The organism is Candidatus Methylomirabilota bacterium, assembly GCA_035936835.1.
Classification (GTDB): Bacteria; Methylomirabilota; Methylomirabilia; order Rokubacteriales; family CSP1-6; genus AR37.
In genome coordinates, this window is sequence record DASYVT010000069.1 from 17817 (window position 1) to 31221 (window position 13405).

General features: G+C 70.2%; 14 protein-coding genes. All 14 read left to right on the top strand.

Annotation, left to right across the window (positions count from 1 at the left end; genetic code table 11):
- The first annotated feature begins 2 nt into the window (after positions 1–2).
- The 14 genes from pseI to VGV06_05980 are packed head-to-tail and all read left to right on the top strand — an operon-like array spanning position 3 to position 13375.
- On the top strand, positions 3–1052 hold the full coding sequence (gene pseI / locus VGV06_05915) for a pseudaminic acid synthase (protein ID HEV2054696.1): 1050 nt from the start codon (positions 3–5) through the stop codon (positions 1050–1052).
- On the top strand, positions 1049–1534 hold the full coding sequence (locus VGV06_05920) for a GNAT family N-acetyltransferase (GenBank protein HEV2054697.1): 486 nt from the start codon (positions 1049–1051) through the stop codon (positions 1532–1534). The genes pseI and VGV06_05920 overlap by 4 nt, the downstream gene beginning before the upstream one ends.
- Positions 1534–2523, top strand: a complete 990-nt coding sequence (locus VGV06_05925) for a Gfo/Idh/MocA family oxidoreductase (GenBank protein ID HEV2054698.1) — start codon at positions 1534–1536, stop codon at positions 2521–2523. Before VGV06_05920 ends, VGV06_05925 begins: the two co-directional genes overlap by 1 nt.
- Positions 2523–3323, top strand: a complete 801-nt coding sequence (locus VGV06_05930) for a glycosyltransferase family protein (GenBank protein HEV2054699.1) — start codon at positions 2523–2525, stop codon at positions 3321–3323. The genes VGV06_05925 and VGV06_05930 overlap by 1 nt, the downstream gene beginning before the upstream one ends.
- A complete protein-coding gene (locus VGV06_05935) occupies positions 3320–4615 on the top strand; it encodes an aminotransferase class III-fold pyridoxal phosphate-dependent enzyme (GenBank protein HEV2054700.1) in 1296 nt (431 codons plus the stop codon). Before VGV06_05930 ends, VGV06_05935 begins: the two co-directional genes overlap by 4 nt.
- Complete coding sequence (locus VGV06_05940) at positions 4612–5835, top strand: hypothetical protein (GenBank protein ID HEV2054701.1); 1224 nt, start codon at positions 4612–4614, stop codon at positions 5833–5835. The genes VGV06_05935 and VGV06_05940 overlap by 4 nt, the downstream gene beginning before the upstream one ends.
- Entirely contained in the window at positions 5832–6644 is an 813-nt protein-coding gene (locus VGV06_05945; GenBank protein ID HEV2054702.1) for a class I SAM-dependent methyltransferase, read from the top strand. Before VGV06_05940 ends, VGV06_05945 begins: the two co-directional genes overlap by 4 nt.
- Positions 6641–7783, top strand: a complete 1143-nt coding sequence (locus tag VGV06_05950) for a glycosyltransferase family 4 protein (GenBank protein HEV2054703.1) — start codon at positions 6641–6643, stop codon at positions 7781–7783. The genes VGV06_05945 and VGV06_05950 overlap by 4 nt, the downstream gene beginning before the upstream one ends.
- A complete protein-coding gene (locus tag VGV06_05955) occupies positions 7780–8472 on the top strand; it encodes a class I SAM-dependent methyltransferase (GenBank protein HEV2054704.1) in 693 nt (230 codons plus the stop codon). Before VGV06_05950 ends, VGV06_05955 begins: the two co-directional genes overlap by 4 nt.
- On the top strand, positions 8469–9275 hold the full coding sequence (locus tag VGV06_05960) for a polysaccharide deacetylase family protein (GenBank protein ID HEV2054705.1): 807 nt from the start codon (positions 8469–8471) through the stop codon (positions 9273–9275). Before VGV06_05955 ends, VGV06_05960 begins: the two co-directional genes overlap by 4 nt.
- Positions 9272–10060: a class I SAM-dependent methyltransferase gene (locus tag VGV06_05965; protein ID HEV2054706.1), complete on the top strand. Its 789-nt coding sequence runs from the start codon at positions 9272–9274 to the stop codon at positions 10058–10060. Before VGV06_05960 ends, VGV06_05965 begins: the two co-directional genes overlap by 4 nt.
- Complete coding sequence (locus tag VGV06_05970; protein ID HEV2054707.1) at positions 10057–11340, top strand: glycosyltransferase family 4 protein; 1284 nt, start codon at positions 10057–10059, stop codon at positions 11338–11340. Before VGV06_05965 ends, VGV06_05970 begins: the two co-directional genes overlap by 4 nt.
- Positions 11337–12236, top strand: a complete 900-nt coding sequence (locus tag VGV06_05975) for a hypothetical protein (GenBank protein ID HEV2054708.1) — start codon at positions 11337–11339, stop codon at positions 12234–12236. The genes VGV06_05970 and VGV06_05975 overlap by 4 nt, the downstream gene beginning before the upstream one ends.
- Positions 12233–13375: a glycosyltransferase family 4 protein gene (locus VGV06_05980; protein ID HEV2054709.1), complete on the top strand. Its 1143-nt coding sequence runs from the start codon at positions 12233–12235 to the stop codon at positions 13373–13375. The genes VGV06_05975 and VGV06_05980 overlap by 4 nt, the downstream gene beginning before the upstream one ends.
- Positions 13376–13405: the final 30 nt, after the last annotated feature.

Here is a 13405-nt window from a genome sequence, read left to right on the forward strand (position 1 = left end):
GCATGGGCATCCTCAAGGTCAAGATCGGTGAGCGGTGGGTCGGAGACGGCGAGCCCTGCTTCGTCGTGGCCGAGGCCGGCGCCAACCACAATCGCGACCTCGCCATGGGCAAGGAGCTGATCGACGTGGCGGCCGAGGCCGGCGCCGACGCCGTCAAGTTCCAGACCTACTCGGCCGAGACGCTCTACTCGAAGAAGACGCCGAAATTCTCCTACCTCGAGAAGCTGACGTCGAAGGACACCTGGCAGCTTATCAAGGAAATCGAGCTGCCGCGCGAGTGGCAGGCCGAGCTCCAGGCCTGGGCGTACAAGCGCGGCATCATGTTCTTCTCGGCGCCCTTCGACTACCGCGCGGTGGACGAGCTCGATGCCCTCGGCGTGCCGGCCTTCAAGATCGCCTCTTTCGAGATCGTGGACCTTCCGTTGATCGGATATGCCGCCGGGAAGGGGCGGCCCATGATCCTCTCTACGGGGCTCGCGACCTACGAGGACATCCAGGACGCGGTCGAGACGTGCCGGAGCGCCGGCAACCGGGACATCGTCCTGCTCCAGTGCGCCTCGCTCTACCCCGCGCCGCCGGCCCGCATCAACTTGCACGCGATGGAGACGATGCGGCGCGCCTTCGGCGTGCCGGTGGGGCTCTCGGACCACACCCTGGGCATCCACGTGGCAGGCGCCGCTGTGGCGCTCGGCGCCTGCGTGGTCGAGAAGCACTTCACGCTGAGCCGGGCGCTGCCTGGCCCGGATCACCCCTTCGCGATCGAGCCCGCCGAGCTCAAGGCTATGGTCCGGCAGATCCGCGACATCGAGGCCGCGCTCGGCGACGGCCGGAAGGCCGGCCCCGCACCCGAGGAGCAGGAGATGCATCAGAAGGCCCGGAGGAGTCTCATCGCCGCGCGGGCCATCCCCATGGGCACGCGCATCGAGCGGGACATGATCACCATCAAGCGCCCAGGCTTCGGTATCCGGCCCAAGCTGCTCGACCTCGTGGTCGGGCGCGTGGCGCAGGTGGACATCGAGGAAGACACCGTGCTGACGTGGGAGATGCTGTGAGCCGTCTCGACGCCACGCGCGTGGGAGACGTAGCGCTGAGGCCGGCGCAGCTCGAGGACTGCGCGCGGACCTGGGAATGGCGGAACGACCCGGAGACGAGGCAGGCCTCGTTCGACGCGGCGCCGATCCCGCTCGAGACGCACGAGGCCTGGTTCCGCGCGAGCCTCGGGCGGGTGGACCGGAGGCTCTACGTGATCCTGGCCCAGGGGCGAGAGTGCGGTTCAGCGCGCCTGGACTTCGCCGGAGGCGAGGCCGAGGTGAGCATCCATCTCGCGCCCGAGTACCGGGGACGCGGGGTCGGCCCCGCTGCGCTCGAGCGCCTGGTAGAGACGGCGTTTGGCGAGCTCGAGCTCGGGCGGCTCGTGGCGCGGGTCAAGGCCGACAACGCGGCCTCGCTGGCCGCCTTCGAGCGGGCGGGTTTCACGCGTGTCGTCGATGGCGCCGCCGTCACCCTTGTCCGCGCCCGCGAAGAGCGAGCCTGATGCGCTTTCTCGTGGTCGGCACGGGCTCGATCGGCACGCGGCACGCCCGCAACCTCCTGGCATTGGGCCACGAGGTCTCGGGTTGGGACGCGCTCCCCGAGCAGCTCGACCTGGCGCTGCGGACCGTGCCTGGGCTCATCGCGGTAGCGGGGCTCGAGCAGGGCCTGGCGGCGCGGCCCGAGGCCGTGCTGGTGTGCACCCCGCCGGCGACCCACATGACCGTGGCAAGGCAGGCGGTCGAAGCCGGCTGCCACGTCTTCGTGGAGAAGCCCGTGGCACACCTCTCGGACGAGGTGCCGGCCCTCCTCGACACGGCCAAGCGTGCCGACAGGCTCTTCGCGGTGGGCTTCAACTTGCGCTTCCTGCCGAGTCTCCGCCGCGTGAAGGCGCTGCTCGATGCCGGGCGTATCGGACGCGTCCACTCGGCAAGCGCCCGCTTCGGCTTCTTCCTGCCGGCCTGGCGCGCCGGGCGTGACTACAAAGATAACTACGCGGTGAGCGCCGAGCAGGGGGGTGGCGTGCTGCTCGACGCGATCCACGAGCTCGACTATCTGGGCTGGTTCTTCGGGGAGGCGGCGGAGCTCTGTTGTGCCGCCGGCCACGTGAGCGCCCTCGCGGGCGACACGGAAGACCTCGCCGAAGTGACTGTGCGCTTCTCCTCGGGCGTGCTCGCCCAGGTCCACCTCGACTATCTGCGCCGCGCCTATCGGCGAGACCTGGAGGTCATCGGCGCCGACGGCGTCATCACTTGGGACTACGCATCGCGAGCCGTGACCGTGCTTGGTCCGGAGCCCGATCGCGTCGAGGCGCACGACGCATCGGGCGACGCGCCGAACGAATCCATGTACGTCGCGGAAATGCGACACTTCATCGCCTGCCTCGAAGGGCGCGAGGAGCCGCTCGCGGACGGCTGGGAGGCGCTCCGGTCCCTGCGCATGGTCGAAGCTGCGAAGCGTTCGGACGCCGAGCGGCGCTGGGTGAGCCTCTGATGGCAGAGCGGGCCGTTGTGGTGATCCAGGCGCGGCTCGGCTCAACGCGCCTGCCCGGCAAGGCGCTGGCCGACGTCGCAGGGCGTCCCATGCTGGCCCACGTGGCCGAGCGGGCGGCGGCGATTCCCGGCATCGCTGGGATGGTGATCGCGACGACGGTGAGCCCGGCAGACGAGGCGCTGGAGCACTTCGCGCGGCAGGCCGGCCTTCACTGTATCCGCGGCAGCGAGGCGGATGTCCTCGACCGGTTCTGCCTGGCGGCCCGCGAGACGAAGGCCGAGGCGGTCGTCCGAGTCACGGCGGACTGCCCGCTGCTCGATCCCGAGGTTTCCGGGCGTGTGCTGGTCGAATACCTGGGTCGCCGCCCGGGCGTGGACTACGTGAGCAACGTGCACCCGCCGACCTATCCCGACGGCCTCGACACCGAGGTCGTCTCGGTCGAGGCGTTGGAGACGGCGGCGCGCGAGACGCAGTTGCCCTCCGACCGCGAGCACGTGACGGCCTACCTCTGGCGCCGGCCGGAGCGCTTCCGCTTGGCCAATGTCACTCACGGTGAAGATCTCTCGGCGCACCGCTGGACCGTGGACACCGGGGCCGACCTCACGTTCGTTCGGGCGGTGTTCCAGACGCTCGGGCCCGCCGCAGCCCGCGCGGGCATGGCCGAGGTGCTGCGGCTTCTCGCCGAGCGTCCGGCGCTCCGCGCCCTCGATGCGGGCCTTCGCCGCAATGAGGGGTTCGAGCAGTCACTCGCGGCCGACCATCAGACCGTCACCACAACGCCGAGGACCACCGCGCCATGACCGCGTCGCGCCGCAGCTTCGACCGCTCGATGGCCATGCTGGCCCGCGCGCGCCGCTCCATCCCGGGCGCCTCGCAGACGCTCTCGAAGGGCGCCAATATGTTCGTCGAGGGCGCCTACCCGGTATTCCTCCAGCGGGGGGAGGGCTGCCGCGTCTGGGACGTGGACGGCGGCGAGTACATCGACTACATCCTGGGTCTGGCCTCGATCACCCTGGGCTATGCCTATCCGGCCGTGACGGAAGCCGTCGCCCGCCAGCTCGGCGAAGGGAGCATCTTCTCGCTGCCCCATCCGCTCGAGGTCGAGGTGGCCGAGCGGCTCATCGAGGTGATCCCCTGCGCCGAGCAGGTGCGCTTCCTCAAGACAGGCTCCGAGGCGAATTCGGCGGCAATACGTGTGGCGCGAGCGACCACCGGGCGCGACGTCATCGTGTACTGCGGTTACTCAGGCTGGCACGACTGGTACGCGATTACCACCCCGCGATCCAAGGGAATTCCGAAGGACTTCGCGCGCTTCATCGTGCCGTTCAACTACAATGACCTGCCTTCGCTCGATCGGGCGCTGGATGAGCACTACGGCAAGGTCGCTGCGGTGATCATGGAAGCCGTGCTGCTCGATGCTCCAGGGCCGGGCTTCCTCGAGGGCGCCAGGAAGGCCGCGCACGACCACGGCGCGCTTCTGATCTTCGACGAGATCGTGAGCGGCTTCCGCTGGGCTGTCGGCGGAGCGCAGGAATACTTCGGCGTTGCCCCGGACCTGGCGACTTTTGGAAAGGGCATGGCCAATGGCCTCCCGCTCTCGGCGGTTGTGGGGCGCGCCGAGCTCATGCGTGAGTTCGAGGACGTGTTCGTGTCGAGCACCTTCGGCGGCGACACGCTGGCGCTCGCAGCGGCGGCTGCGACGATAGACGAGTACCGGCAGAAGCCAGTCATCGCGCACCTGTGGGCCGCCGGGCGACGCTTCCAGGACGGCTTCAAGCGGGCCGCCACGAGGACGGGGCTGCCCGTCGACTGCGTCGGCTTCCCGGTCCATCCCAAGATCGTCTTCCGCCACGCGCGTGAGGAGACCAACCGGCTGCTCATGAGCCTATTCCTCCAGGAGACGGGGCGGCGAGGCGTCATCTTCCACTTCGCGGGCTTCAACATCTCCTTTTCGCATTCCGACGCCGACGTGGCCCAGAGTCTCGAGGCCTGTGAGGCTGCGCTCCGGATCGTGGGCGAGGCGCTGGCCGATGGTCGCGTGGTCGAGAGGCTCGAGGGGCGGCCCTACGAGGAGGTCTTCAAGCGCTCGTGATGCGGATCGCCTTCATCATCCGCAGGAAGAACTACTACCGCCTGCTCGGACCGGCGGTCGAGGAGGGGCTCCGGCGCGGCTGGCGCGTCGAGTGCTGGCACGACTGGAGCCAGCCTCGGGGCGGCGCCAAGGGCTCGGAGTTCCCGGACACGGCGCCCGCCATGGCTGGGGGCGCGCCCGAGGTGCGCACGTTCCTCGGGTTCGAAGACCTCGCTGCGCAATTTCGCGCAGACTCGCCGGACGTCGCCGTCACGCTCGATCCGCCGGATCCCGCCACCCGGACCGGCAGCACGGCACGGTGGCTATGGCTCCAGTACTCGGCCGATATCCTGTTCGAGCCGACGCCCCAGGGTTTTTTAGACGCCGATGCGGTGGGCGCCTACAGCGCGTACTGGACAGAGCGGCTCGAGGAACGGTACTGGGAAACTGGGGCTGCCCAAGAGATTCGCCGCAAGATGCGGCCGGTCGGCATGCCCGAACTGGATGCGGCGCGCCGCATTGACCCGGACGAGGTCCGCCGGCGGCTCGGGCTGCCCCGCGATCGTCCCATCGTGCTGTACCTGTCCTTTCCGCTCCGGTCGAACCCGCCGACGTTCTGGCTGCGCGGAGTGTTCACGCCGTCCACCCGGCTCGGCCAGGCCGCGCGCACCCTGGTGGCGCGGCGCATGGAGTACTGGCCGGACGTGCGGGAGGGCTTGAACGACCGGCGTCTAGTCGAGGCCGTGCGCCGCTTCTGCGACAGGGCCGGAGCGGCGCTCGTGATGAAGTCGCGGCTCAAGGATCCGATTCCGCGCTACGCCTTGAGGCGCGCGGATCGCGCGTTCTATGACCTCTCCCATTACCCCGCGACCATCCTCGATCTCCTCAGCGTTGCCTCGCTCTGCATCCACGCGTACAGCACGACGGTGCTCGAGGCCGGCTACTGTGGCGTGCCGAGCCTCTGCCTTGCGCCGACTGACGCCGCCATGGGCCAGCCTGCCTTTGCCTCGGAGTTTGTCCACAACCTCAAGCCCGGCTGGATTTACAACTGGCCGGGCGTCGCCTATGGTGTGCCGCTGAGGGAGGCCTACGGCGGCTTCGGCCGCTGGAGCCTCGCCGACTTCCCCTTGGACCGGAGGGCCCGCAGCGACTACATCGATCGCTTCCTCGGCTTCGACGACGGCAGGAGCTCGGGACGCCTGCTCGATCTGGTCGAAGGATTGGCCCCGGAGGGCCGATGAGCGCCTCGACCGCTCACGCCGCCGGCGCCCGTCTGAGGACCCTCCTCGCGGCGTACTACACGCGCTACTACCGGGACACGCTCGGCCTGCCTGACTGGCAGACGAAGGTCTTGGGCCGGCTCACCGAGGAAGACGTGGAGACGACCCGCATCCAGATCGTGGCCGAGGCCTTGGGCCGGCCGCTCCACGGCCTGCGCGTGCTGAACGTGGGATGCGGCACTGGCGGCTTCAACGTGGCGGCCCAGCGGGCGGGCGCCAGCACGTGGGGGATCGATGCGAGCGACGATGCCATCCGCATCTGCGAGCTCCGGCGAGCGCTCGGCGCGGGCGGCCGGTACGCCCTTGCGGCCGCCGAGGCGCTGCCGTTCCCGGACGACTCCTTCGATCTCGTCTACTGCCTCTCGACTCTCGAGCACGTGGAGGGCGTTGAGGCCGCGGTCGGCGAGATGGTTCGTGTGCTCCGCCCCGGAGGCGCCGTGCTGCTCTACGCTCCGAACGCCTGGGCGCTCTACGAGAACCACTACAAGATCTTCTGGCCCCCGCGCTGCCCCAAGCCGCTGGCGCGCTTGTACCTGCGCCTGCGGCGTCGGCCCCCGGGCTTCGTGGACACGCTGAACTATCTCTCGGCCCGCCGCTGTGCAAGGCTCTTCCGGCGCGCGGGCGCCACGGTCGCGCCCTTCGGGCTGGTCAAGACGGACGGGCCCGTCGCGGGGTGGAGCGCGCGGCTGGCGCGCCTCTACTACCGCATGTTCAGGGTCCAGCCCGCCATCCAGCTCGTCGCTCGGAAGGGTGCGGCGGCACGGCCATGAGGGTGTGCAGCCCTCACTGCGGCCTCGACCCCGAGACGACCTCGGGCGGCGAGACTTACGAGCGGGAGCTCTTGATCCACCTCGCAGGTCTCGGCGTGGTGAACGAGCTGATCCTCGCGCGGCACAAGCGCGTGCCGGCGGGGGTGGCGAACCTCGTCGTCCACCGCCTGCCGATCGCACGGGGCCTGCGCTGGCCCGTGGCGGCCCTGGCCTTCCCGCCGGCGATCGCGCGGGTGTACCGGAAGACGCTGTTCGATCTTCTGCGCGTCCACTCGCTGCGCTACGTCGGGCCCGCGGCGCTCCTCGCGAGGTGGCTCTACCGCCTGGACGTGCCCATCGTGTCGCACCACCACCACCTCGACCCGAGTCCGCTCAACCCGTTGATCGAGCGTCGCGTGCTCCAGGCCTCCGAGCGGATTGTCACGGTGAGCGAGTTCTCCAAGCGTCAGCTGGCGAGCGCCCTCGGCATCCCCGCCGAGCGCATCGAGGTGGTGCCGAACGGTGTAGACGAGAAGTTCGTCCCCGCGCCGGGGGGCGCCGCGCTCAAGGCCCGCTACGGGCTCGGCGACGGGCCAGTAGCCCTCTTCCTCGGCGGGCTCAAGCCGAGGAAGAACCTGCCCTTCCTGCTCCACGTCTGGCGCGACGTCGCGGCCGCCCGTCCCGAGGCGACCCTCGTGATCGCGGGGGACGGCCCGCTCGGTGGCGCGGTGAGGCGCCAGGCTGAGGCCATGGGGCTGGGCCTACGCGTCGTCTTCACGGGCCGGCTGCCGGAGGCGGACAAGGTGGCCCACTACAATCTGGCCGACATCTTCCTTTTCCCCTCGGCGCTCGAAGGTTTCGGCCTCGCCGTGGGGGAGGCGATGTCCTGCGGGTTGCCCGTGATCGCCTCCGATGAGGGTGCGCTCCCCGAGCTGGTCGCTCACGGGCAGGGCGGCTTCGTGTGTCGGGGCGGCGACCGCGCGGCCTTCGTCGAGGCGACGCTCCGTCTGCTTGACCAGCCGGAGCTCCGGCGCCGCCTCGGCGCCTTCAACCGCGAGCGGGTGGACCGGCACTTCCGGTGGCCGCGCGCGGCGCGGCGCGTGCTCGACATCTACGTAGAGGTCGTGGGCGACTGGAAGCGCGACGTGCGTCGGGCATGACAACCGCCGCTGAGCGCTTTTTCCGCAACAGCGAGTACTGGCGGGCCTGGTCGCAGGTGCCGGACATGACCGCGGACATCCCCTACGCGCTCGCCGCGCTCCACCCAGGTTACCGCCGCGTCCTCGACGTGCCCTGCGGCCGCGGGCGGCTCCTCAAGGCCGTGCGCGCCGCGCTGCCCGAGGCCGAGATCCACGGGCTCGACATCAATGCCGGGATGATCGAGCAGGTCCGCCGCGAGTGCCTGGGCGTCCGGACGCACGTGGGCTCGGTCTATGCGCTACCGTTCCCGGACCGCCACTTCGACGCCGTGCTCTGCCACGAATCCTTCATGCACTTCGAGGAGCCGCGGCACGCACTGGCCGAGCTCGCGAGGGTCGCGTGGCGGAGGCTCTATCTGAGCATCACGACCCGGCGCCAGCTCAATACCTTGCTGCGACGGCTCGGGCTGATGCCGTCCTCGGACGTCCCGCACTGGACGTACGACCGCGAGGAGATCCTGCCGCTTCTGCCGCGCGAGTTCGCGTGGGAGGTCCGCGGGGCTTTTCTGCTGGGCAGGAAGGCGCTCGGCCTCGGCCACGCGCGCCACGTGCGGCTCCACCGGCTGCTGGGCCGCCGCGTGCCCCAGTGGCTCCTCTGCCGCTTCGGCCAGACGCTTTTTCTCTACGGCACGCGCCGGGAGGAGCGATGAGCCCGGCATTCGCTCAGGCGCTGAGGCTCGACGACGTCGGGGCGGCCTCGAAGCAGCATGAGGTGTACGGGGTGACGCGCATCAAGCTCGGTCCGCTGGCACTGCCGTTCCCCGGCAACTTCCTCTTCCTCAAGTACCTCCCGCCGGTGAAGCGGTGGGGCCCCTACCGCGAGCTCACGGCCGCAGAGTGGGAGGGCGTCCTGGCCGAGCTCGAGGCCCGCGGGGCGCGGATGACCGTCGGCGTCACCGCCGGGTGGGTCGAGACCGACGGCCGGATCGTGCCCTTCCCGCGGAAGTTCCCGGACGCCGCGGCCGTGATCCGGCGCGGGGTGGATCGCGGGCTGCTCGAAGTCGCCAATCACGGCTATACGCACTGCGTGCTCGAGAACGGGAGATTCAGGCCGCGGCTCTTCTCGGGCAACCGGCCGGAGCATCGCGAGTTCCACGACTGGCTGCCGGCAGACCTCCACCGAGAGCACGTCACCCGCGCCCAAGGCATCCTCCAGGACTTCTTGAGATCACCGGTGCTCACCTTCGTCCCGCCCGGCAACGTGTTCTCTCGGGCGACGCTCGCCGCCGCGGCGGCCGCGGGGCTGCGCTACGTCTCATGCCTCGAGCCGGCGCGATGGGGCGCGGTGGAGGGGATCACCTTTGTCGGCGACCGGGACGTGGTCTCGATACACGACCGCGACCTCGTGCTTCGCGGCGTCAAGTTTTTGAAGCGTCTCTTGGACGAGCGGAACGGCGAGCCATTCGTGACGGTACGCGAGGTGGGCGCGCGCCTCGAGGGCGCGCGGCGGTGACAAGCTGGCCGTGGCCGCTGGTCGCCGGCCTCGACCTCCTGAACCGCCGAGGCAAGGCCGTGGGCGTGCGTCTCGTGAAGTACACGGGCAAGAGCCCGCACTTCATCCACCCCAAGCACCTGGTCGAGACGCCGGGCCACGACTGGTACGTGGCGCATCTCGGGCCCGGCGACATCGTTTTCGACGTGGGCTGTGCCAACGGCGCCCACACGCTGAAGGCCGCGGCGCGCGTCAAGCGCGTCGTCGGCATGGACTACGACGTCGCGCAGCTGCGCGTGGGCGCCGAGACCGCGCGGAACCGTGGACTCGACAATGTCCATTTCTTCGCCTGGGATCTCGCCCGGCCCTTCCCGTTTCCCGACGCGACCTTCGACGCGGCGCTCTTCCTCGACGTGATCGAGCACCTCGACGAGCGCCAGCCCGTGCTGCGCGAGATCCGGCGGGTGCTCAAGCCGGGCGGGCGCCTCCTCGTCTCGGGTCCCAACCGCGAGAGCCGCTGGCGCGAGCGTCTGCGCAGGGCCGGGCTCTTCGCCTTCCAGGATGAAGACCACAAGGTCGAGTACACGCGCGGAGAGTTTCTGGCCGAGGTCGAGGCGGCGGGTTTCGTGGTGGAGGGTCCGCTCGAGCCCGTCGTGTACGACACCCCCTGGGCCGGCCTCATTGACGCGGTCGGCGGCCTCTCGCTCGGCATCTATGCGCGCCTGGCCCGGTGGAAGCGCCGCCGCGCCCTCGCGGAGCCCGGCGAGAGCACGGGCTTCCGCGCTCTGGCCCGGAAGCCTGTATGAGGGTCTGCCTCGTCAACGAGTATTTCCCGCCCTTCGCGCCGGGCGGCGCCGAGTGGAGCATGCAGGCGTTGGCGCGGGCGCTGGTCGGACGCGGCCACGAGGTCGTCGTGGTCACGCCCAACTACGGCGCCGCCGCGCTCGAGGAGCAGGCGGGCGTCCGTATCGTGCGCTTTCCCTTTCCGCGCCGACTGCCCCCGGGCCGCACGCCGCTGTCGGCCAAGTGGCTCGCCAATCCGCTCTTCTACCTGTACGCGGCCTGGGCCGTGCGCCGGGCGGCCCGGCGGGAGCGGGTCGATCTGATCCACGTCCAGAACAAGCACATGCTGATCCCGGGCACGCTGGCGGCGCGCTCGTTGGGCCTCCCCGTCGCGCTCACGATCCGCGACGGCAGCATCATCGACGCCGCACCCATGTGCCTGCACCACGGCGATCGGATGCCGACCGATTGCGGCGTGAGGAAGCTCTGGCGAGAATGCTCGGAGGAGTATTTTTCCCTTTACACCAAGGGCAGGCGGAGCAGGCTGCGCACCAAGCTTGCCTTTCTCTACTTCTGGCTGGACTGTCGGCTCAAGCAGCAATTCCTTCGGCGGGTGGACGCGGTCGTCGGCGTCAGCGGGGGCATCCTCGAGATCTATCGCCGCTCCGGGCTCTTGGAGGGCGTGCGGCGCGTGCAACCCGTCTACACCATCCCGCCGCCGTCTCCTGCGCCCGATCCGTCGGCCGTTGAGGCGCTCCGCGGCCGCCTGGGTCTCAGCGGCGGACCGCTGGTGCTCTATGTCGGCAAGCTCTCGCCCGGCAAGGGCTCGGCCGATCTCGCCGCAGCGTCGCGGGAGGTCGTCGGAGAATTTCCGGACACGCGCTTCGCCTTCGCCGGCGAAGGCGAGGTCGAGGACGCCGGGCCTCACCTGCGCCGGCTGGGCGCCATGCCGAACGCGGACGTGCTCGCGCTCTACCCGCTGGCGGACGTGGTCGTCGTGCCGTCCGTCGTTCCGGACGCGTTGAGCCGCGTCATCATCGAAGCCATGGCGGCGGGGCGCGCGATCGTCGCCACTCGCGTCGGCGGCACGCCCGAGCTGATCCTTCACGAGAAGACCGGACTGCTCGTCGAGCGCGCGGATCCGCACGGGCTGGCGCTGGCGCTCAGGCGCCTCCTCGGCGACGCGGGCCTGCGGGCCAGCCTGGGCGCCGCGTCGCGGCGGCACCTCGACGAGCTGACGGGCCGGGGGAGCAGCGTCGACCAGCACCTCGAGCTCTACGCCGCCCTGCGCGCCGCCTCGTGAGCCCCCCTCGACGCGCCTTCGGCGAGCTCCTGCGCCGCGCGGTTCCCCCCGCCCTCAAGGCGCAGGTCGGGAAGCGGTTCAAGGCGCGGGTTCGCGCGCTGCTCGGCATCGAGCCCTGGCCCGATCTGGCCGTGCGGCTGCCGCTCTTTAGGACTCGGGAGTACCAAAGCCTCCGCGCCGCCGCGCGGGCGTTCGATATCGAGAAGCCGAGCAAGCCGGTGCTCGAGCGCGGGCACCAGGCCTCGTACCTCGTGGCGAAGTGGTTCGTGGAGGGCGGCGTTCGGTCGGCCTTCCACATCGGCTTCGCCAACGGCCGATATCTTTTCTATCTCCAGAAGCTCGGCATCGCGTGCGGGGGCGTGGACCTTCCCGCCGAAGACACACGCTGGGCGGACATCTCCCAGGGCGCCCTCGACGACGCGACGATGCGCCGGCTGGTGCGACGCGATTTCCTCGCGCTGACCGAGGCGGACGTGCGCCCGCTCTGGGGCCCGGGCGCGACGGTGGACGTACTCTTCTCCGAGGCAACCTTCGAGACGATGCTGCCGTGGCGGGCGCAAGGAGCCTCAGTGCCGCGCTACCTCGCGCTCAGCGCAGACGAGCGGCGCGCGCTGCTCGAACACGAGCTTCCCGATGCGGTTGCCCGCATGAAGGACTGGGCGCGGAACATGGCCTTCATCGAGCCGGAGCCGGGTGCGGGCGACAGCGGCGCGGTCTTTGCCGCTTGCGCAGCTCGGCTTGCGGACTTCCAGTACAGCATCTGGGCTTTTCGGCCGCCGCTCGACCAGCTGTTCCGGCTGTCCCATCGCTATCCCACGCGACAGACGGTCTATGCCTTTACCCGCGACGCGCGCCTGCTCGATGCGCTCGCCCCATACGCGGAGCGGGTGCGATGACGCATCCCGGACTTGTCCTCGGGCTCCTGCCGTCGATTCGCGGAGGGTTGGGCGAGCTCGCGAAGACGGGGCAGGATTCGCGGCTCATCGACGGCTATCTCCGAGCGTACGCCTCGGCATTCGAAGAGGTCCGGTACTTCAGCTACCTCGACGAGAGCCTCGACGCCTACGTGGCTGACCCGGATCTCCTCGCGAGGGTCAGGGTCATGCGCGGCGGGATGCTCCACCCGTGGCTCTACGCCATCCTCATGCCGTGGAGGTACCGGCGGGAGATGCGGGGCTGTTCGGTGCTCCGCGTCTTTCAGATCACTGGAGTCATCCCCGCGCTCATCGCCAAGCGGCTCTTCGGCGTGCCGTTCGTGACGACGTACGGGTTCTGGTATTCGCGGCTGGCTCGCTCGGGGCTGACCGGGACGCTGCGCGCCCTGCTGCGCACCAGGGTCGAGCGGGCCGGGTTGGCCGCGGCCGATGCCGTAATCGTCACCACGCCTGAGCTCGGTCGACACGTCGGTGAGCGCGTCGGCTCGGAGCGGATCCACCTGATCCCCAACGGCGTGGACACCATGCTCTTCCGGCCGGTGCCGCGAGCGGTTGGGGAACCCAAGACGGTGCTGTACGCCGGCCGGCTCTCCGAGGAGAAGAACCTCGGCGCGATTCTCGAGGCCGCGGCCGAGCTCGCCCCGCGCGTAAAGCTCCAGGTGACCTTCATCGGCGACGGGCCTGAGCGCCCGCGACTCGAGGCCCGGGCCCGCCAGCTCCAAGTGTCGGTTACCTTCCTGCCCTTCGTCGAGCATGCCCGGCTCGCCGAGCTGATGGCCCAGGCCGATGTCTTCGTGCTTCCGTCCTTCACGGAGGGACACCCGAAGGTCCTCCTCGAAGCGATGTCCTGCGGCCTACCCTGCATCGCCTCGGCCGTGGGCGGCAATCTCTCGATCATCGAAGATGGCCGGACCGGCCTCCTCTTCGATCCCGCCGTCCCGGGCGCCCTGGCCGCATGCCTCCTCCGCGTCTTAGTGAGCGAGGACTTCGCGCACGCGCTGGGGCGGGGAGCGCGAGCGGAGATCGCCGCGCGCTACGACCTGCGCGTGCTGGTCGCGCGCGAGATCGAGCTCCTGCGCCGGATCGCCCGGAGCCGGTGAGCGCCGTGACGCGGCAGGGTCGGCCTGGGC

Bases quoted from the DNA above. Each gene is read 5' to 3' on its own strand.
- pseI (HEV2054696.1), top strand. From the start codon at position 3: ATGGGCATCCTCAAGGTCAAGATCGGTGAGCGGTGGGTCGGAGACGGC.
- VGV06_05925 (HEV2054698.1), top strand. From the start codon at position 1,534: ATGCGCTTTCTCGTGGTCGGCACGGGCTCGATCGGCACGCGGCACGCC.
- VGV06_05930 (HEV2054699.1), top strand. From the start codon at position 2,523: ATGGCAGAGCGGGCCGTTGTGGTGATCCAGGCGCGGCTCGGCTCAACG.
- VGV06_05935 (HEV2054700.1), top strand. From the start codon at position 3,320: ATGACCGCGTCGCGCCGCAGCTTCGACCGCTCGATGGCCATGCTGGCC.
- VGV06_05945 (HEV2054702.1), top strand. From the start codon at position 5,832: ATGAGCGCCTCGACCGCTCACGCCGCCGGCGCCCGTCTGAGGACCCTC.
- VGV06_05950 (HEV2054703.1), top strand. From the start codon at position 6,641: ATGAGGGTGTGCAGCCCTCACTGCGGCCTCGACCCCGAGACGACCTCG.
- VGV06_05955 (HEV2054704.1), top strand. From the start codon at position 7,780: ATGACAACCGCCGCTGAGCGCTTTTTCCGCAACAGCGAGTACTGGCGG.
- VGV06_05960 (HEV2054705.1), top strand. From the start codon at position 8,469: ATGAGCCCGGCATTCGCTCAGGCGCTGAGGCTCGACGACGTCGGGGCG.
- VGV06_05970 (HEV2054707.1), top strand. From the start codon at position 10,057: ATGAGGGTCTGCCTCGTCAACGAGTATTTCCCGCCCTTCGCGCCGGGC.
- VGV06_05980 (HEV2054709.1), top strand. From the start codon at position 12,233: ATGACGCATCCCGGACTTGTCCTCGGGCTCCTGCCGTCGATTCGCGGA.